This window comes from Enterobacter sp. UPMP2061 (assembly GCF_053709615.1).
This window is the reverse complement of the sequence record NZ_JBSKJP010000001.1, coordinates 495905-513912: the sequence shown is the minus strand read 5'-3', so window position 1 is coordinate 513912 and position 18008 is coordinate 495905. Positions and strand designations below refer to the sequence as shown.

Annotated in this window: 19 protein-coding genes and 1 riboswitch; of the genes, 7 read left to right on the top strand and 12 right to left on the bottom strand. The window is 58.2% G+C overall.

Features of this window, described 5'->3' with window-relative positions; all coding sequences use genetic code 11:
• The first annotated feature begins 14 nt into the window (after window positions 1-14).
• Window positions 15-1121, top strand: coding sequence for an ABC transporter permease (locus tag ACWKXX_RS02490; protein WP_017384932.1), 1107 nt, complete (start codon window positions 15-17; stop codon window positions 1119-1121).
• Here ACWKXX_RS02490 and ACWKXX_RS02485 read toward each other — a convergent pair.
• The gene (locus ACWKXX_RS02485; RefSeq protein ID WP_003858499.1) at window positions 1083-1493 is read right to left on the bottom strand and encodes a YbhQ family protein; all 411 of its coding nucleotides are present in this window, start codon (window positions 1491-1493) and stop codon (window positions 1083-1085) included. The two genes, ACWKXX_RS02490 and ACWKXX_RS02485, sit on opposite strands and share 39 nt — an antisense overlap.
• Window positions 1494-1626: 133 nt before the next feature.
• Here ACWKXX_RS02485 and ACWKXX_RS02480 point away from each other — a divergent pair, with 133 nt between their 5' ends.
• The 3 genes from ACWKXX_RS02480 to ACWKXX_RS02470 are packed head-to-tail and all read left to right on the top strand — an operon-like array spanning window position 1627 to window position 4585.
• A complete protein-coding gene (locus ACWKXX_RS02480; RefSeq protein WP_017384933.1) occupies window positions 1627-2388 on the top strand; it encodes an endonuclease/exonuclease/phosphatase family protein in 762 nt (253 codons plus the stop codon).
• The gene (gene clsB, locus ACWKXX_RS02475) at window positions 2385-3623 is read left to right on the top strand and encodes a cardiolipin synthase ClsB (protein WP_015571079.1); all 1239 of its coding nucleotides are present in this window, start codon (window positions 2385-2387) and stop codon (window positions 3621-3623) included. Before ACWKXX_RS02480 ends, clsB begins: the two co-directional genes overlap by 4 nt.
• The gene (locus ACWKXX_RS02470) at window positions 3623-4585 is read left to right on the top strand and encodes a lysylphosphatidylglycerol synthase domain-containing protein (RefSeq protein WP_032670295.1); all 963 of its coding nucleotides are present in this window, start codon (window positions 3623-3625) and stop codon (window positions 4583-4585) included. Before clsB ends, ACWKXX_RS02470 begins: the two co-directional genes overlap by 1 nt.
• 126 nt (window positions 4586-4711) lie before the next feature.
• Here ACWKXX_RS02470 and ACWKXX_RS02465 read toward each other — a convergent pair whose 3' ends face one another.
• The 6 genes from ACWKXX_RS02465 to moaA all read right to left on the bottom strand — a co-directional run bounded on the left by ACWKXX_RS02465 (window position 4712) and on the right by moaA (window position 8185).
• Window positions 4712-5419, bottom strand: coding sequence for a Bax inhibitor-1/YccA family protein (locus ACWKXX_RS02465; protein ID WP_015571081.1), 708 nt, complete (start codon window positions 5417-5419; stop codon window positions 4712-4714).
• Between the two features lie 58 nt (window positions 5420-5477).
• Entirely contained in the window at window positions 5478-5930 is a 453-nt protein-coding gene (gene moaE / locus ACWKXX_RS02460; protein WP_015571082.1) for a molybdopterin synthase catalytic subunit MoaE, read from the bottom strand.
• Window position 5931: 1 nt separating this feature from the next.
• Complete coding sequence (moaD, locus tag ACWKXX_RS02455) at window positions 5932-6177, bottom strand: molybdopterin synthase sulfur carrier subunit (protein ID WP_003858510.1); 246 nt, start codon at window positions 6175-6177, stop codon at window positions 5932-5934.
• A complete protein-coding gene (moaC, locus tag ACWKXX_RS02450) occupies window positions 6170-6655 on the bottom strand; it encodes a cyclic pyranopterin monophosphate synthase MoaC (protein ID WP_017384934.1) in 486 nt (161 codons plus the stop codon). Before moaC ends, moaD begins: the two co-directional genes overlap by 8 nt.
• Before the next feature lie 3 nt (window positions 6656-6658).
• On the bottom strand, window positions 6659-7171 hold the full coding sequence (gene moaB, locus ACWKXX_RS02445) for a molybdenum cofactor biosynthesis protein B (RefSeq protein ID WP_015571084.1): 513 nt from the start codon (window positions 7169-7171) through the stop codon (window positions 6659-6661).
• A gap of 24 nt (window positions 7172-7195) precedes the next feature.
• The gene (gene moaA / locus ACWKXX_RS02440; protein ID WP_017384935.1) at window positions 7196-8185 is read right to left on the bottom strand and encodes a GTP 3',8-cyclase MoaA; all 990 of its coding nucleotides are present in this window, start codon (window positions 8183-8185) and stop codon (window positions 7196-7198) included.
• Window positions 8173-8306, bottom strand: a riboswitch (molybdenum cofactor riboswitch). It overlaps the preceding gene by 13 nt.
• 226 nt (window positions 8307-8532) lie before the next feature.
• Here moaA and yvcK point away from each other — a divergent pair.
• A complete protein-coding gene (gene yvcK / locus ACWKXX_RS02435) occupies window positions 8533-9441 on the top strand; it encodes a uridine diphosphate-N-acetylglucosamine-binding protein YvcK (protein ID WP_017384936.1) in 909 nt (302 codons plus the stop codon).
• Window positions 9442-9519: 78 nt separating this feature from the next.
• Here yvcK and uvrB read toward each other — a convergent pair whose 3' ends face one another.
• Complete coding sequence (gene uvrB, locus ACWKXX_RS02430; protein ID WP_023303330.1) at window positions 9520-11535, bottom strand: excinuclease ABC subunit UvrB; 2016 nt, start codon at window positions 11533-11535, stop codon at window positions 9520-9522.
• A gap of 748 nt (window positions 11536-12283) precedes the next feature.
• Between uvrB and ACWKXX_RS02425 the strand changes: the two genes are divergently transcribed.
• Window positions 12284-13006, top strand: a complete 723-nt coding sequence (locus ACWKXX_RS02425; protein ID WP_015571086.1) for an ABC transporter ATP-binding protein — start codon at window positions 12284-12286, stop codon at window positions 13004-13006.
• Here the strand turns inward: ACWKXX_RS02425 and bioD are convergent.
• Genes bioD through bioB form a run of 4 tightly spaced genes read right to left on the bottom strand, consistent with a single transcriptional unit; the run spans window position 12969 to window position 16596 of the window.
• Window positions 12969-13670, bottom strand: coding sequence for a dethiobiotin synthase (gene bioD, locus ACWKXX_RS02420; RefSeq protein WP_023303329.1), 702 nt, complete (start codon window positions 13668-13670; stop codon window positions 12969-12971). The two genes, ACWKXX_RS02425 and bioD, sit on opposite strands and share 38 nt — an antisense overlap.
• On the bottom strand, window positions 13663-14418 hold the full coding sequence (gene bioC / locus ACWKXX_RS02415; protein WP_048247634.1) for a malonyl-ACP O-methyltransferase BioC: 756 nt from the start codon (window positions 14416-14418) through the stop codon (window positions 13663-13665). Before bioC ends, bioD begins: the two co-directional genes overlap by 8 nt.
• Window positions 14402-15559 (bottom strand): 8-amino-7-oxononanoate synthase, encoded by a 1158-nt coding sequence (bioF, locus tag ACWKXX_RS02410; RefSeq protein ID WP_032102637.1) that lies wholly within the window; start codon window positions 15557-15559, stop codon window positions 14402-14404. The genes bioC and bioF overlap by 17 nt, the downstream gene beginning before the upstream one ends.
• Window positions 15556-16596, bottom strand: a complete 1041-nt coding sequence (gene bioB, locus ACWKXX_RS02405) for a biotin synthase BioB (RefSeq protein WP_017694116.1) — start codon at window positions 16594-16596, stop codon at window positions 15556-15558. Before bioB ends, bioF begins: the two co-directional genes overlap by 4 nt.
• A gap of 86 nt (window positions 16597-16682) precedes the next feature.
• On the opposite strand from bioB, the gene bioA reads away from it, so the two are divergent.
• Window positions 16683-17972 (top strand): adenosylmethionine--8-amino-7-oxononanoate transaminase, encoded by a 1290-nt coding sequence (gene bioA / locus ACWKXX_RS02400; protein WP_039271302.1) that lies wholly within the window; start codon window positions 16683-16685, stop codon window positions 17970-17972.
• Window positions 17973-18008: the final 36 nt, after the last annotated feature.

Here is an 18008-nt window from a genome sequence, read left to right as displayed (position 1 = left end):
AGGAGGACGACGCGATGTTTCACCGTTTATGGACATTGATCCGCAAAGAGCTGCAATCCTTGCTGCGCGAGCCGCAGACCCGCGCCATTCTGGTGCTGCCGGTGCTGCTTCAGGTTGTACTGTTTCCGTTTGCCGCCACGCTGGAGGTCACCAACGCCACCATCGCCATTTACAACGAAGACAACGGCAAGCATTCCGTCGAGTTGACGCAGCGTTTCGCCCGCGCCAAAGCCTTTACCCATGTCCTGCTTCTGGAAAGCCCGCAGGCGATCCAGCCCACCATCGACACGCAAAAAGCATTATTGCTGGTACGCTTCCCGGCGGACTTCTCCCGCAACCTGGACACATTCCAGACCGCGCCGATGCAGCTGATCCTCGACGGACGTAACTCCAACAGCGCCCAGATTGCGGCGAACTATTTGCAACAGGTGGTGAAGGATTACCAGCAGGAGCTGATGGCGGGCAAACCCAAACCCAACAACAGCGAACTGGTGGTGCGCAACTGGTACAACCCGAACCTGGACTACAAATGGTTTGTGGTGCCGTCGCTGATCGCCATGATCACCACCATTGGCGTGATGATTGTCACCTCGCTGTCCGTGGCGCGCGAACGTGAGCAAGGTACGCTGGATCAGCTGCTGGTCTCACCGCTCGCCACCTGGCAGATATTTGTCGGCAAGGCGGTGCCGGCACTGATTGTCGCGACGTTCCAGGCCACCATCGTGCTGGGGGTGGGAATATGGGCGTACCAGATCCCGTTTGCCGGATCGCTGGCGCTGTTTTACTTCACGATGGTGATTTACGGCCTGTCGCTGGTGGGGTTTGGGCTGCTGATTTCCGCGCTCTGCTCAACGCAGCAGCAGGCGTTTATCGGGGTGTTTGTCTTTATGATGCCGGCGATTTTGCTTTCAGGGTACGTTTCGCCAGTGGAGAACATGCCGGTGTGGTTACAGGATTTGACGTGGATAAACCCGATTCGTCACTTCACGGATATCACCAAGCAAATCTATCTGAAGGATGCGAGTCTGGATATTGTGTGGGGAAGTTTGTGGCCGCTACTGGTCATCGCGGCCACAACGGGCTCAGTGGCCTATGCGATGTTTAGACGAAACATCGCGTAGTTTTTTCTCTTTGGTGAGCAATGACACCACCGCAGGCCCTGCGAGGATAGCCAGACCCGCCAGGGCCAGCAGCAGGTTGTTTTGCAGCACGCGTGACAACAGCCACAGGACGATCATTGCCGCACCAAAATACCAGGTGGTGGTGAGCTCTTCGAGCACATCACCCACTTCACGCCAGCGCGCGTCGTGGTGACGCTGTAAAAACAGCATCGACAGCACGGTCACGCCGTAAACCACGCATAACCCTAAGCCGACACGCACCAGCGTGCCGCTCATCCAGCCCATCACCAGTACGGCCACGACCAGTAAATGCAACATTATCTGCCAGCAACTCAACCCGGTTGCGACACGAACGCGTTGTTGCCACTTCATGGCTTCTCTCCTGAAGGATTTTTCTCTGCTAATTCAGACTACCGCACTTTACGGAAAATTCCGTAACGCCGCATCTTTTTGTGACGCCTACTACACTTTATTTTCATCGGGATAGTCACCCAGGAAGGTGTTTATGAGCAAAAAAACGCAGCATTTCTCGCTTAAGGTGCTGACGATAAACATTCATAAGGGCTTCACAGCATTTAACCGCCGCTTCATTTTACCGGAGCTGCGCGACGCGGTACGCACCGTCAGCGCCGATATTGTCTGCCTCCAGGAGGTCATGGGCGCGCACGAAGTGCACCCGATGCATTTCGAAAACTGGCCCGACACGCCCCACTACGAGTTTCTGGCGGATACCATGTGGAGCGATTACGCCTACGGGCGCAATGCGGTCTACCCGGAGGGGCATCACGGTAACGCGGTGCTGTCGCGTTTTCCTATCGAGCATTATGAGAACCGCGACGTCTCCGTTGGCGAGAGCGAAAAACGCGGGCTGTTATACTGTCGTATCACCCCCCCGGCGCTCGATTTTCCCATTCATGTGGGCTGTGTTCATCTTGGCCTGCGTGAAGCCCACCGTCAGGCCCAGCTACAGATGCTGGCAGACTGGACCAATGCGCTGCCGGAGGGCGAGCCCGTCGTGGTGGCCGGTGATTTCAACGACTGGCGACAGCGGGCCAACCATCCGCTGAAGGTGAAGGCGGGGCTGGAGGAGATCTTTACCCGCTCACGCGGTCGTCCCGCGCGGACGTTTCCGGTGCGCTTCCCCCTGCTGCGCCTTGACCGCATCTACGTAAAAAATGCCCACGCCAGCAGCCCGACGGCGCTGGCTTTACTCAACTGGCGACATCTCTCCGACCATGCCCCACTCAGCGCGGAGATCCACTTATGAAATGCACATGGCAGGAAGGTAACCGTATTACGCTGCTGGAAAATGGCGATAACTTTTATCCGGCGGTTTTTGAGGCGATTAGCCACGCACAGCAGAAAGTCTTTCTGGAAACGTTTATCTGGTTTGAAGACGACGTGGGCAGGCAGTTGCACAGCGCACTGCTGCATGCCGCCCGTCGCGGTGTAAAAATCGAGGTTCTGCTCGACGGATATGGTTCGCCGGATCTCAGCGACGAATTTGTTAACGAGCTCACCGCCGCAGGGGTGGTGTTCCGCTATTACGATCCCGGCCCGCGTCTGTTCGGCATGCGCACCAACCTGTTCCGCCGAATGCACCGCAAAATTGTGGTGGTGGATGAAACGGTGGCCTTCGTTGGCGGCATTAACTACTCCGCCGAGCATATGTCGGATTACGGTCCCGAAGCTAAACAGGACTACGCGATCCGTATCGAAGGACCGGTGGTTCAGGACATCCAGCTGTTCGTGCTGGAAAACTTACCCGGCAAAGAGGCCGCTCGCCGCTGGTGGCGACGCCGTCATCGCCCGGAAGAGAACCGCAAGCCCGGCGAGGCGCAGGCGCTGTTCGTCTGGCGGGATAACGAGGAGCACCGGGACGATATCGAGCGTCATTACCTGAAGATGCTGGCGAACGCGAAGCGCGAGGTGATTATCGCCAACGCCTATTTCTTCCCTGGTTACCGGATTTTGCACGCCATGCGCAACGCGGCCCGACGCGGCGTGAGCGTGAAGCTTATCGTGCAGGGTGAGCCCGATATGCCGATTGTGAAGGTCGGCGCGCGTCTGCTCTATCGCTATCTGGTCAAAAGCGGCGTGCAGATCTATGAATATCGCCGCCGCCCGCTGCACGGCAAAGTCGCCGTGATGGATGACCACTGGGCGACCGTTGGCTCCAGCAACCTCGATCCGCTGAGCTTATCGCTCAATCTGGAAGCGAACCTGATCATCCACGATCGCCAGTTTAATCAGACCCTGCGCGATAACCTTCAGGGTCTTATCAATAAAGACTGCGTGCGTGTGGATGAGTCCATGGTGCCGAAACGGAGCTGGTGGAACGTGGGCATCGGCGTGGTGGTGTTCCACTTCCTGCGCCACTTCCCGGCCATGGTGGGCTGGCTGCCCGCGCATACGCCGAAACTGGCGCTGGTGGATCCGCCTGTGCAACCCGAAATGGAAACCCAGGACCGCGTAGAGGCGGAAGATGGAGGGAAAACCTGATGTCGAAATCTCATCCTCGCTGGCGGCTGGCGAAAAAAATCCTGACCTGGCTGTTCTTCATTGCCGTCGCGGTCCTGCTGGTGGTGTATGCCCAAAAGGTGGACTGGGAAGAGGTGTGGAAAGTTATTCGCAACTACAACCGGACAGTCCTGCTGGGGGCCGTTGGGCTGGTGATTGTGAGCTACCTGATGTACGGCTGCTATGACCTGCTGGGACGTGCCTACTGCGGACATAAGCTTGCCAAACGGCAGGTTATGCTGGTGTCATTCATCTGCTACGCCTTTAACCTGACGCTGAGCACCTGGGTGGGCGGGATTGGTATGCGCTATCGCCTGTACTCCCGCCTTGGCTTACCGGGCGGCACCATCACGCGTATTTTCTCCTTAAGCATCACCACCAACTGGCTGGGGTATATCCTGCTGGGCGGGGTGATTTTCACCATCGGCGTGGTGCAGCTGCCTGCGCACTGGTACATCGATGAGGCTACCCTGCGCATCCTGGGCATCGTACTGCTGATGATCATCGCCGCCTACCTGTGGGCCTGCGCCTTTGCCAAACGTCGTCACATGACCATTAAAGGCCAGAAGCTGGTGCTGCCGTCATGGAAGTTTGCCGTCCTGCAAATGGTGGTTTCCAGCGCTAACTGGATGGCGATGGGGGCCATTATCTGGCTGTTGATTGGCGAAGATGTGAACTACTTCTTCGTGCTGGGCGTGCTGCTGGTAAGCAGTATTGCCGGGGTGATTGTGCATATTCCGGCGGGTATTGGCGTACTGGAGGCGGTGTTTATCGCGCTGCTTGCGGGGGAGCATGTGTCTCACGGGACGATTATCGCCGCCCTGCTCGCGTACCGCATGATCTACTACTTCCTGCCGCTGGCGCTGGCAACGGTCTGTTATCTGGTGCTGGAGAGTCGGGCGAAGAAGCTGCGCGCGAAGAACGAGAGGATGTTGGCGAAGTGAGTTGTGTCGGGTAGCGCTGCGGTCTGATGCCCTCACCCCGGCCCTCTCCCACGGGGAGAGGGAGAAAAGCCCGCACCGTGCAATCCCCTCTCCCTGAGGGAGAGGGTTAGGGTGAGGGGGAAATAACTAGCGACGGTTGCCAAAAATACGCAGCAGCATCAGGAACAGGTTGATGAAATCCAGATAAAGCGTCAGCGCGCCCAGAATCGAGTATTTGCGCAGGTTTGAACTGTCGCGAACATCAATTTGTTCACCGATGTTTTTCAGCTTCTGGGTGTCGTAAGCGGTTAAGCCCACGAAGATCACCACCCCGATATAGGTCACCGCCCACATCAGCGCGTCACTCTTCAGCCACAGGTTAACCAGCGACGCCAGCACAATCCCAATCAGCCCCATAAACAGCATGTTGCCGAAGCCGCTCAGGTCACGTTTGGTGGTGTAACCGTACAGGCTCATCACACCGAACATCCCGCCAGTCACCACAAACGTGCTGGCGATGGAAGAGTAGGTGTAAACGATGAAAATACTGGAAAGCGTCAGCCCGGTCAGCGCCGAATAGAGCATAAACAGCGTGGTCGCCATACCCGCGCTGAGCTTGTGCACCAGCCCGGAGAGCACGAACACCAGCGCCAGTTGCGCAATAATCAGCCCAAAGAAGGTGATTTTGCTTGAGAAGATAAACATCATCAGTTCAGGCGTATTTGCCGCATACCACGCGATAAACGCGGTAAGCAGCAGGCCAACCGTCATCCAGCCATACACCTGAGCCATGTAGGTTTGCAGCCCGCTACGGGTCTGCTGAACTATCGAATCGGAACGCGGAAATCGGTCCATGATTCACTCCTGATTAAGTAAACACACACGTTAAGAGTAACACATCCGCGTAAACCAACTACCAACGGCTGGCGGCATGTTTATCGCTGTCGCGTGATTCCACCCAGCGCTCACCTTCCGGCGTCGCTTCACGCTTCCAGAACGGCGCTTTGGTTTTAAGGTAATCCATGATGAACTCCCCCGCCGCAAAAGCACTCCCGCGATGGGCGCTGGTGACGCCGACAAACACAATCTCTTCGCCGGGCCACATTTCGCCGATGCGATGGATAACCGTAACGCGCCCTAGTGGCCAGCGGCCTCGCGCCTCTTCCACAATGGCCGCCAGCGATTTTTCGGTCATTCCCGGATAGTGCTCCAGCGTCAGCGCTTTTACGCTGTCGCCGAGATTATGATTACGCACTTTCCCGGTAAACGTCACGACCGCGCCGTCTTCGTCGCGCCCGGCCAGCCAGTCATATTCCGTGCCCACGTTAAAACGCTCATGGCCGACCAGAATTCGGGTTTCCGTCATCTTAACCCCCTGTGACCGGCGGGAAGAAGGCCACTTCGTCCCCATCGGCCAGCGGGTGGGTCAACTCCACCAGCGTCTGGTTCACGGCGGCCAGCAGTTTGCCTTCGTCCAGCGCCAGCGCCCAGCGGTCGCCTTGCGCCGCCAGATGCGCACGCAGGGCGGCGACATTTTCGAAAGAGCCGTCCAGCGTCAGGCTGTCGGTATTGACCAGCTCACGGACCTGGGCAAAAAAGAGCACCTTAATCATGGCTTTCCACCTTAAAATCACCGGATTTGCCGCCGCTTTTTGCCAGCAGACGCACCGGGCCAATCACCATATCTTTCTGTACCGCTTTACACATGTCGTAGATGGTCAGCGCCGCCACGGAGGCCGCCGTCAACGCCTCCATCTCCACGCCGGTTTTCCCGGTTAAGCGGCACAGGGACTCGATACGCACACGGTTATGCGCCGGCTGCGCCTGCAAATTTACCTCCACTTTGCTGAGCATCAGCGGATGGCAGAGCGGGATGAGGTCCCAGGTACGTTTAGCGGCCTGAATACCGGCGATGCGGGCGGTGGCAAACACGTCACCCTTGTGATGGCTGCCGTCGATAATCATCGCCAGCGTCTCCGGCAGCATGGTGACGAACGCTTCAGCACGCGCCTCGCGCACCGTTTCGGCTTTGGCGGAGACATCCACCATATGCGCTTCGCCAGCGGCGTTTATGTGGGTCAGTTGTGACATAGCTTATTTCTTTAAATGGGGATGAAAATTACACGGACGGGTACGGGCATCCAGCTGCGGGGCAATAATGTTTTCCCACGCGGTGCGGCAGGCTTTGGTCGACCCCGGCATGGCGAAGATCAGCGTCTTATTCGCCACCCCCGCGACGGCACGGGACTGAAGCGTAGAGGTGCCAATCTCTTCAAAGGAGAGCATGCGGAACACTTCGCCGAAGCCTTCCACTTCGCGATCGAACAGCGGGAGCAGCGCTTCCGGTGCCTGGTCGCCTGCGGTAAAGCCGGTGCCGCCAGTGATCAGCACCACCTGGACGTCATCACCCGCAATCCACTGTGAGACCTGAGCGCGAATGGCGTAACGGTTTTCTTTGACGATCGCTTTATCAACAATCTGGTGTCCGGCTTCGTGTGCCGCCTCGCGCAGCCAGTGGCCAGAGGTATCATCCTCTTCACCACGACGTTCGGAAACGGTAAGAATAGCAATGCGTGTCGGGATAAATTCCGCGCTTACCTGACTCATCTTCTGGTTCCTTCTAAAGCCTGATTACCCGCCGATATAGGACAGGTTCTGAGTAATGCCGGTGTTGCCCTGATGCAGGAAATGGGTCTGCTTTTTGTGCGTCAGCGCCTCGGAAATACGTGCTTCAAGCGCGTCCTGCTGGGCGTCATCTTCCAGCAAATCGCGTAGATCGACGCCGCCATCCCCGAACAGGCAAAGATGGAGCTTGCCGACGGAGGAGACGCGCAGGCGGTTGCAGCTGGCACAGAAGTCTTTTTCATAGGGCATGATCAGGCCGATTTCGCCTTCATAATCCGGATGACAAAAGACCTGCGCCGGGCCATCGCTGCGCTGGCGGATCTGGTGGATCCAGCCGCGTTTCAGCAGTTCGTCGCGCAGAACCATGCCGGAGATATGATGGCGACGGAACAGCTCGCTACCCTCCCCGGTCTCCATCAGCTCAATAAAACGCAGTTGAATGCGGCGCGGTTTGATCCACGCCAGGAAAGTGTCCAGCTGATGGTGGTTCACATCACGCATCAACACGGTATTGACTTTGACCTTGTCGAAACCGGCGGTGAACGCGGCATCGATGCCGTCCATCACCTGCTGGAACTTATCCTGGCCGGTAATGGCGTGGAACTGACGGGCGTCCAGGCTATCGACGCTGACGTTGATCGCCGTCAGCCCCGCATCGCGCCAGTTCGCCACGTCACGCGCCATGCGGTAACCGTTGGTGGTCACCGCGATCTGGCGGATACGTTCGTTTTCACGCACGGCGGCAATGATGTCAGGGAAATCACGGCGCAGGGAGGGCTCTCCCCCGGTAAGACGCACTTTTTCCGTGCCAAGTTCAGAGAACGCGCGCGTGACGCGGCGTACTTCATCCACGGAGAGAAAGCCATTATTGGTGACGCTGCCCGGCTTGTAGCCATCGGGCAGGCAGTAGGTGCAACGGAAGTTACACACGTCGGTAATCGACAAACGTAAGTAGAAAAACTTACGCGCGAAAGCATCAGTAAGTTGTGAAGCCATGTACACCTTTCCAGATCGGGAGGCACAGTCATTTCTTTCTGTACCCTGGTGGCAAATCCGCCACGGCCAGGGCGCCATATCTCTCGACACAGGCGCCAGGGCTAGAGTGTATGTTTTCAGTTTTGAAAACGGGGTTATGGCGATAGTAGCGTGGAAATCGCCACTTCGCCATTGTCGCTTTTCGCTATATAAATTTATATATAACGATGTTATCGTGCATTTTCACTACAGAATACGCAAAAACAGCGCTTTCGCATTGATATACGTCATTATGGTTTGTGAGAGGCATCGTCTTTTAGGAGTAGTTGCGTTACTGTGACGCAAGCTTAACAGGATAAGGAATAGGTATGCGCAATCGCACTTTTGCGGATCTGGACCGTGTGGTCGCTCTTGGCGGAGGTCACGGTCTGGGACGAGTGATGTCGTCGTTATCGTCACTGGGCTCGCGCCTGACGGGCATCGTGACAACAACGGACAACGGCGGCTCAACCGGGCGGATCCGACGTGCTGAAGGCGGGATAGCCTGGGGTGACATGCGCAATTGCCTCAACCAGCTCATCACGGAGCCAAGCGTGGCCTCGGCAATGTTTGAGTACCGTTTTGGCGGAAATGGTGAACTTTCAGGCCATAACCTTGGAAATCTGATGTTAAAGGCGTTGGATCACCTGAGCGTGCGCCCTCTGGAAGCGATCAATTTAATTCGTAACCTGTTAAAGGTGGATGCATTCCTGATCCCGATGTCCGAACAGCCGGTGGATTTAATGGCGATCGATGCCGACGATCACGAAGTGTATGGTGAAGTGAATATCGACCAGCTTCTTCTTCCGCCAAAAGAGCTAATGACCTACCCCAGCGTACCCGCAACGCGTGAAGCGGTAGAAGCGATTGCCGAGGCCGATCTGATCCTGATTGGGCCGGGAAGTTTTTATACCAGCCTGATGCCGATCCTGCTGGTGAAAGAGCTGGCGCAGGCGCTGCGCAGAACGCCTGCGCCCATGGTCTATATCGGTAATTTAGGCCGCGAACTCAGCCCGGCGGCGGCAAGCCTGTCGCTGGCGGATAAGCTGGACCTGATGGAACAGTACGTTGGTAAGAAAATTATCGATGGTGTCGTGGTCGGGCCGAAAGTGGATGTATCGGGGATTGGCGATCGCGTGGTGGTGCAGGAGCCGCTGGAAGCCAGCGATATTAAATATCGCCACGACCGCCATCTGCTGCGCGAGGCGCTGGAGAAGGCGATTCAGGCATTAGGTTAGGTTCGTTTTGTGCGGCCTGATGCCCTCACCCCGGCCCTCTCCCACAGGGAGAGGGAGAAAACGCCACCGGGCAAAAAACTACGATGCCGCAATAAACAGATCCCGCAGCTGATGCAGCTGATCGCGGATTTGCGCGGCCTCTTCGAACTCCAGGTTCTGCGCGTGCTGCATCATCTGCCCTTCCAGCTCGTGGATCTTCTGCTGCAACGCTTTCGGCGTCAGCGCGACGGTATCCTCTTCCACCACTGAACGGGCCTTGCTGCGGCCTTTCGCTTTGGTCTTCGCAATGTTCTGACCCAGCGCCAGGATATCCACCACCTTCTTGTTCAGCCCCTGCGGCGTGATGCCGTGCTCTTCGTTGTAGCGCTGCTGCTTCTCGCGACGACGTTCCGTTTCGCCAATCGCTTTGGCCATCGACGGGGTGATTTTATCCCCGTACAGGATCGCCTTCCCGTTGACGTTACGCGCGGCGCGGCCTATGGTCTGGATCAGCGAGCGCTCGGAACGCAGGAAGCCCTCTTTGTCCGCGTCCAGAATCGCCACCAGCGACACCTCAGGCATATCCAGCCCTTCTCGCAGAAGGTTAATACCGACCAGCACGTCGAACTCGCCCAGACGCAGATCGCGGATGATCTCCATACGCTCCACGGTATCGATATCCGAGTGCAGATACCGCACCTTCTCACCGTGTTCTTCCAGATACTCCGTCAAATCTTCCGCCATACGTTTGGTGAGCGTGGTAACCAGCACGCGCTCGTTGATGGCGGAACGGGCACGTATTTCCGAGAGCAGATCGTCCACCTGCGTCGCCACCGGACGCACCTCGATAATCGGATCCAGCAGCCCGGTCGGACGCACCACCTGGTCCACCACGTCATCACCGGATTTTTCCAGCTCGTAGTTGCCCGGCGTGGCCGATACGTAGATGGTCTGCGGAGCAAGCGCCTCAAATTCTTCAAACTTCATCGGACGGTTGTCCAGCGCTGACGGCAGTCGGAACCCGTACTCCACCAGCGTCTCTTTACGCGCGCGGTCACCGCGGTACATCCCGCCGATCTGGGGGATCGTAACGTGGGATTCGTCGATCACCAGCAGGCCGTCCGCCGGAAGGTAGTCAAACAGCGTCGGCGGCGCTTCGCCCGGCCCGCGCCCGGAGAGGTAGCGCGAGTAGTTTTCGATGCCGGAGCAGTAGCCCAGCTCGTTCATCATCTCCAGATCGAACTGGGTACGCTGGCTCAGGCGCTGCTCTTCCAGCAGCTTATTGTTCGCCAGCAGCACCTTGCGGCGGTCCGCCAGCTCGGTTTTGATCTCTTCCATCGCCTGCACAATACGCTCGCGCGGCGTTACATAGTGCGTTTTCGGGTAGATGGTGAAGCGCTGGATCACCGACTCGACGTGACCGGTCAACGGATCGAACAGCGACAGGCGTTCAACCTCTTCGTCGAACAGCTCCACGCGCAGCGCCATATCGTCCGACTCCGCCGGGAAGATATCAATCACCTCGCCGCGCACGCGGAAGGTCCCGCGCTGGAACGCCTGATCGTTACGGGTGTACTGCAACTCCGCCAGACGGCGCAAAATCGCACGCTGATCGATGATCATCCCCTGCGTCAGGTGCAGCATCATCTTGAGATAGAGATCCGGATCGCCCAGGCCGTAGATCGCCGACACCGAGGCCACCACCACCACATCACGACGCTCCAGCAGCGCCTTGGTCGCCGACAAACGCATCTGCTCGATATGTTCGTTCACCGAGGCATCTTTCTCGATAAACGTGTCGGAGCTGGGAACGTAGGCTTCCGGCTGGTAGTAGTCGTAGTAGGAGACGAAATACTCCACCGCGTTTTCCGGGAAGAACTCTTTCATCTCACCATACAGCTGCGCCGCCAGCGTTTTGTTCGGCGCGAGAACCATCGTCGGACGCTGGAGATCGGCAATGACGTTGGCAATGGTGAAGGTTTTGCCCGAACCGGTAACCCCCAGCAGGGTCTGGTGCGCCAGCCCGTCCTCCAGCCCCTCTTCCAGGCGACGAATAGCCTCGGGCTGATCCCCGGAAGGACGGAAAGCAGAATTCAGTTTAAACGGTTTACTCATGGGCGACGACCTGATGACAGAATAAGCGGCAGGTGAGTAATTTTACTCGTTGTGGCCAGGATTGCCAGTAAAAAACACTGGATGAAAAACCAGTAGCGTGTCAGGATATTTAGCGTAGCGCAGAGAGGATTAGTGCGTTCGCGAGCCAAATTTCGACTGTGACAAAATAAAACACCAGCCTCAGGGGGTTATCCCCAGAACTATTACTTTTTTAACATTTGTCAAGGGCGGTTATGAAAGTTTTATGGCAACAGGTCTCGCTGGCGTTGAGGGAATTGCTTTTATCTAATTCGTTAAAAAATAAAGACTAATTTATTAAGCCGCGTTTCGCATCAATTTGGTTGTAACCCGCGTATTCTCTCGCTTATCGCGGGTTTTCTAACTCTAATGCACAAGGTTATCCACAGGAATAGTGGATAACTGCCTCCAGCCCGTACAGCATGCACTCCAGCAAATTCCCGGTTTTTCCCACGAAGCGGCAGTAAAAAATTTTTATCACTCTTTTTTGCCTGGAAAACGTTCATTTTTTCATAAGCGACTGGCGAGATCTTAATCACAATTCTGTCATTTCTCCTGCACCACAATTTGACATACGCAGCACCGGGAGTGTGCAATTCGTATAAACGTTCAGCTTTTGATAGTGAGTTATTCCTAAAAATGGCCTTTATTTAATCATTATGAAGTTCCTGGCAGGCGTTTTGCAGACATCACTCTGTGCATCACCCCACACATTTTTAAGGAGAGAAAGATGTTGAGTCTGCGTGCTGTAAATCAGTTTTACGGAAGCCAACATACGCTATGGAACGTGAATATCGATTTCCCGCAAGGCATCTGTACGGGCATTGTTGGCCTGCCTGGCATGGGCAAATCCACGCTTATGAACTGCATTACCGGAAAGGTGCCCGTCGAGAGCGGCACCATCATCTGGCATGAGGCTGGCGCGCCGCCGCATAACTTGCTCAACCCTGCGTCCGCATTCCCGGCGCCGCCGACGATAGGCTACGTCCCGCAGGATCGGCGAATATTTTCCCAGCTCACCGTCGATGAAAATCTGCATATCGCTATGCGGGCGACGGGGAAACCCGACCCGGCATCAAAAAGTGACGTGTATGCCCTGTTTCCGGAGCTCTATCCGCTGCGACAGAGCCGTGCCTCTGCGCTGTCCCCTGACGACCAGTATCAGCTGGCCCTCGCCAGTGCGCTGGTTAATCGTCCGCGCGTGCTGATTCTGGATGAGCCCATGCATGGCGCAGGGCACGGTTTCGCGCGCAGGCTGGGGCAGCTGCTGGTGCGGCTGAATCGGGAGCTGGGAATGACGGTGCTGTTAGCGGAGCAACAGCTGTCGTTTATCCGCCGGGTAGCGGATCGTTTCTGCATGCTCTATCGCGGGCGTAACGTGGCACAGGGCCACGTTAACGAGCTGGATGACGACCTTATTGCGCACTGGATGGCGCGGGACATAAGGCGCTGAGGTCGAGATAGCGTCCGGTTTCCGCCTGCTCTGCGCCGTCGGCAAGCCACGGGATCTCGCCGAGAAACGGCGCAGGCAGCACCCGCTTCAGCGTCGCCAGATACTCAGCATGACGTTTACCCGGCGCTACCACGTCATTGGCAATCCACCCTGCCAGACGCAACCCGGCCTGCTGCACGGCCTGGGCGGTCAGCATGGCGTGATTGATACAGCCAAGCTTCACGCCAACCACCAGAATGACCGGAAGCTGCTCGGCCTGCACCCAGTCAGCAAATGTCTGCTCGTCGGACAGCGGGGTAAACCAGCCGCCAGCCCCCTCCACCAGCACCCAGTCGGCCTGCGTTTCCAGGACGCGTAACCCGGAAGAGAGCACCGAAAAATCAATCGGACGATCTTCATCGACGCTGACGATGTGCGGCGAGGTGGGTTCAGCAAAGGTATAGGGGTTCACCGCAGAATAGGCCAGCGTAAGGCTGCTGTTACGCTGTAGCGCCAGCGCATCGGTATTACGTAAGCCTTCCGGCGTCATCTCGCTGCCGGAGGCTACGGGCTTATACCCGGCCGTAGTTTTCCCCAGCAGACGCGCCGCCTGCAACAGCGCGGCGCTGGCAACCGTTTTACCGACTTCAGTGTCCGTGCCGGTAACAAAATAACGTTCAGTCACGTTCAATAATCCCATGAAAAAGATGATAAGAGAGCGGGAACCGGCCCCGCTCCTGCGGCCAGGCCAGCTCGAGACGCTGGAGTTGGCCACGGGTAAGGGGTTTCTTCTCCCGTCCGGCGTGCAGGTGCGTCGCGCCTATGCCCTTAAGCGATCGCATGGCGCTTAACGCATCGCTAAATTCGAGGGTGACGGTCTGGACCACGCTGCGATAGCGCCAGCCTGCCAGCGCCTGAGTGACCTGTTGGTGCGAGAGAAACCGGTTGGCGTGCGGCTGCGCATCCACTGCCCTCCACGCCTGATTTAGCTCTGGCAACGAACTTTCCAGCATGGTGGTAAAGGCCACCGCTCCGCCGGGCCGCGCCACGCGGTATAGCTCGCGTAGGGCCTGCGGCAGGCTGGCGCACCACTGCACCGCCAGATGGCTCCAGACAAGGTCAAACAGCGCATCCTCCAGCGGGATGGCCTCGATATCGGCCACCAGATAACGGTCTGCTGACTGCTGCTGGCGGGCCTCATCCAGCATCTGCGCGGATAAATCCAGCGCCGTGACGTGGCTACCCGTTGCGCGCCAGTAGCGGCTATTGCCGCCAGGCCCGCAGCCAGCGTCGAGCACCTGCGCAAAACGCCCCTCACCGAGCGCGGCCAGCAGCCCGCGGGCGCTCAGGCGTTGCAGCTCATCGTGCTGTGAATAGCTTTGCGCTGCCCGGCCAAACGCGGCGGCAACGGCCTGTTTATTGACAGGAGACATACAGTGCCTCCAGAAGCGTATCGATATCCTGCGGCTCGTGCGCTGCCGTGAGCGTCAGACGCAAGCGCGCGGTGCCTGGCGGCACGGTGGGTGGGCGGATCGCCGTGACCCACTGCCCGCGTTCTCGTAGCGCCTGTGCCAGCATCAGCGCCCGATGGTTTTCACCCACAATCACGGGCTGAATGGCGCTGTGCGAGTCGGTAAGCCGGTAAGGCAGTGCGCTTACCCCCCGGCGAAAACGCTGAATATGGTCGGCCAGGCGCGCCCGGCGTTCAGCGCCGTCTTCGCCGCGGATCACCGCAAGCGACGCAGAGAGCGCCACGGCCTGCGCCGGGGGCATGCTGGTGCTGTAGATCAGGTGCCGGGCGAACTGCACCAGGTAATCGGCCACCGGCTCGCTGCACAACACCGCGGCGCCGCTGACGCCGAAGCCTTTGCCGAAGGTGACCACCAGCAGTTCCGGCCTGACGCGTTGCTGGTGCGCGCTTCCGCGCCCCTCCTCGCCGGTGACGCCAATGCCGTGGGCATCGTCGACCAGCAGCCAGGCGTTCTGCTGTTTTGCGACGTCATGCAAGGTGGCAAGGGGCGCGCTGTCGCCGTCCATGCTGAATACCCCTTCCGTCACCGCCAGCTGAAGCCCTGAACAGGGTTTACCCAGCAGGACGTTCAGCTGAGAGGCATCGTTATGGGCAAAACGCCGCAGCTGCGCCGGGCTGAGACTGGCCGCTTCAAGCAGGGACGCGTGGCTCAGGCGGTCCGCGATGATGCGGTCGTCTTTGCCCATCAGGGCGGCAATCACCGCCTGATTCGCGGCAAAACCGGAGATAAACAGCAGCGCCCGCGGGTAGCCCAGCCAGTCGGCCAGCTCTTCCTCCAGCGCCTGATGCGCCGTGGTGTAGCCGCTGACGTGCCCGGAGCCACCGCTGCCCACGCCGTAACGATCCGCGCCCTGCTGCCAGGCGCGAACGATCTGCGGGTGCTGGCTCAGGCCCAGATAATCGTTGCTGGAGAAATTACAGAACCGCTCTCCTTCCCGGGAGAGAAAACGGCCTGCACCGTTTTCCACTACCCTGCGCACCCGAAACGCATCCGCCGCCCGCCGCTCGTCGAGCGCGGTCCTGATACGTGCCTGCCAGGTCATACGGCTGCCGCGTTGTAGAACTGGTCGGTGTCGGCGTTAAAAATCTGCTGCTCCAGCTGCTGCTGTTGCTCGTTATCCCCCGCCTGTACCTCGGTCTGGTGTGGGTTCAGCCCCAGCTTACGGAACAGCTGGACATCTTTGTCCTCTTCCGGGTTTGGCGTGGTCAGCAGTTTGCAGCCGTAGAAGATGGAGTTGGCCCCGGCCATGAAGCACATCGCCTGGGTCTGCTCGCTCATCTGCTCGCGACCGGCAGAGAGGCGAACGTAAGAGGTCGGCATCATGATGCGCGCCACCGCGATGGTGCGGATGAAATCGAAGGCATCCACGTCCTCGTTATCCGCCAGCGGCGTCCCTTTTACCTTCACCAGCATGTTGATGGGCACGCTTTCCGGCGGGGTCGGCAGGTTTGCCAGCTGTAACAGCAGGCCGGCACGATCTTTTACCGTCTCGCCCAGTCCCACGATCCCGCCGGAACAGACCTTGATCCCCGCATCACGCACTTTATCCAGCGTGTCCAGACGCTCCTGATAGGTGCGCGTGGTGATGATGTTGCCGTAAAACTCCGGCGAAGTATCGAGGTTGTGGTTGTAGTAATCCAGCCCCGCCGCCGAGAGACGCTGCGCCTGCTCCTCGTTCAGCGTGCCCAGGGTCATGCAGGCTTCAAGCCCCATCGCCTTCACCCCCTTCACCATCTGCTCCAGATAGGGCATGTCGCGGTCATGTGGATTTTTCCACGCCGCGCCCATGCAGAAGCGGGTCGAGCCAGCGTTTTTGGCCTTGCGCGCGGAGTCGAGCACCTGCTCGACTTCCATCAGGCGTTCGGATTCGAGACCGGTTTTATAGCGCGCGCTTTGCGGGCAATATTTGCAGTCTTCCGGGCAAGCCCCGGTTTTGATCGACAGCAGCGTGCTGACCTGAACATGACGCGGATCGAAGTGCTGGCGGTGCACCTGTTGCGCTTCAAACATCAGCTCCAGGAAAGGTTTATTGAATAATTCAGTGACTTGCGACATCGTCCAGCGTGCGTGGTGAGCCATCGGGCTTCTCCAAAGGGTTTTGTTAATTGTCGGTTCGGTTTATACTTGTAAACCTAAAACTTTTCAAAATGGTTTACAAGTCGATTATGACCCAGGACGATCTCGCCTTCGACAAGCAGCATATCTGGCACCCTTACACCTCCACGACCCGCCCCCTTCCCGTCTATCCGGTGGCCTCTGCCCACGGCTGCGAGCTGCATCTCGCCAGCGGCGAGCGGCTTGTTGACGGGATGTCCTCCTGGTGGGCAGCGATCCATGGCTACAACCACCCGCGACTGAACGCGGCGATGAAAGCGCAGATTGACCAGATGTCACACGTGATGTTTGGCGGGATCACGCATCAGCCCGCGGTGGATTTATGCCGTCGCCTGGTAGCGATGACGCCTGAATCGCTGGAGTGCGTTTTCCTGGCCGACTCCGGCTCGGTGGCCGTGGAAGTGGCGATGAAAATGGCGTTGCAGTACTGGCATGCGAAGGGCGAAACGCGCCAGCGGTTCCTTACCTTCCGCAACGGCTATCACGGCGACACTTTCGGCGCGATGTCGGTATGTGATCCGGACAACTCCATGCACAGCCTGTGGAAAGGCTATCTGCCGGAAAACCTGTTTGCGCCAGCCCCGCAGAGCCGCTTCGACGGCGAATGGGACGAGATGGACATGGTGGGCTTCGCGCGGCTGATGGCGGCCCATCGCCACGAGATTGCCGCCGTTATTCTCGAACCGATTGTGCAGGGCGCGGGCGGAATGCGGATGTACCATCCCGAGTGGCTGAAGCGCATTCGGAAGATGTGCGACCGCGAAGGGATCCTGTTGATTGCCGATGAGATCGCCACCGGCTTTGGCCGCACCGGGAAGCTGTTCGCCTGCGAGCATGCGGGGATCGCGCCGGATATTCTGTGCCTGGGGAAAGCGCTCACCGGCGGCACCATGACGCTCTCCGCCACGCTTACCACCCGCCAGGTTGCCGATACCATCAGCGACGGCGACGCGGGCTGCTTTATGCACGGCCCGACATTTATGGGCAACCCGCTGGCCTGCGCCGTGGCAAGCGAAAGCCTCGCCATTCTGGAAAGCGGCGCGTGGCAGACGCAGGTGGCGGCGATTGAGGCGCAGCTGAAGCAGCAGTTAAGCGCGGCGGCGGAGGCGGAATACGTCGCGGACGTCCGCGTACTGGGCGCCATCGGGGTAATCGAGACAACGCATCCGGTGAACATGGCCGCGTTGCAGCGCTTCTTCGTTGACCAGGGCGTGTGGGTGCGACCTTTCGGTAAGCTGATTTACCTCATGCCGCCGTACACCATTTCTGCGGATCAGCTCCGCAAGCTGACCGGGGCAGTGGTTGAAGCCGTTAACACTTCAGCGCATTTCGCGATTTAACCCCATGCGTTACACTTTCTGAATGAGTGAGTAACG

Coding starts and splice junctions, on each gene's coding strand:
- ACWKXX_RS02470 (WP_032670295.1), top strand. CDS start 3,623: ATGTCGAAATCTCATCCTCGCTGGCGGCTGGCGAAAAAAATCCTGACC.
- ACWKXX_RS02465 (WP_015571081.1), bottom strand. CDS start 5,419: ATGGACCGATTTCCGCGTTCCGATTCGATAGTTCAGCAGACCCGTAGC.
- bioA (WP_039271302.1), top strand. CDS start 16,683: ATGACCCAGGACGATCTCGCCTTCGACAAGCAGCATATCTGGCACCCT.
- ACWKXX_RS02485 (WP_003858499.1), bottom strand. CDS start 1,493: ATGAAGTGGCAACAACGCGTTCGTGTCGCAACCGGGTTGAGTTGCTGG.
- yvcK (WP_017384936.1), top strand. CDS start 8,533: ATGCGCAATCGCACTTTTGCGGATCTGGACCGTGTGGTCGCTCTTGGC.
- bioB (WP_017694116.1), bottom strand. CDS start 16,596: ATGGCTCACCACGCACGCTGGACGATGTCGCAAGTCACTGAATTATTC.
- ACWKXX_RS02425 (WP_015571086.1), top strand. CDS start 12,284: ATGTTGAGTCTGCGTGCTGTAAATCAGTTTTACGGAAGCCAACATACG.
- moaB (WP_015571084.1), bottom strand. CDS start 7,171: ATGAGTCAGGTAAGCGCGGAATTTATCCCGACACGCATTGCTATTCTT.
- moaC (WP_017384934.1), bottom strand. CDS start 6,655: ATGTCACAACTGACCCACATAAACGCCGCTGGCGAAGCGCATATGGTG.
- moaE (WP_015571082.1), bottom strand. CDS start 5,930: ATGACGGAAACCCGAATTCTGGTCGGCCATGAGCGTTTTAACGTGGGC.
- uvrB (WP_023303330.1), bottom strand. CDS start 11,535: ATGAGTAAACCGTTTAAACTGAATTCTGCTTTCCGTCCTTCCGGGGAT.
- bioC (WP_048247634.1), bottom strand. CDS start 14,418: ATGTCTCCTGTCAATAAACAGGCCGTTGCCGCCGCGTTTGGCCGGGCA.
- bioF (WP_032102637.1), bottom strand. CDS start 15,559: ATGACCTGGCAGGCACGTATCAGGACCGCGCTCGACGAGCGGCGGGCG.
- ACWKXX_RS02490 (WP_017384932.1), top strand. CDS start 15: ATGTTTCACCGTTTATGGACATTGATCCGCAAAGAGCTGCAATCCTTG.
- ACWKXX_RS02480 (WP_017384933.1), top strand. CDS start 1,627: ATGAGCAAAAAAACGCAGCATTTCTCGCTTAAGGTGCTGACGATAAAC.
- moaD (WP_003858510.1), bottom strand. CDS start 6,177: ATGATTAAGGTGCTCTTTTTTGCCCAGGTCCGTGAGCTGGTCAATACC.
- clsB (WP_015571079.1), top strand. CDS start 2,385: ATGAAATGCACATGGCAGGAAGGTAACCGTATTACGCTGCTGGAAAAT.
- moaA (WP_017384935.1), bottom strand. CDS start 8,185: ATGGCTTCACAACTTACTGATGCTTTCGCGCGTAAGTTTTTCTACTTA.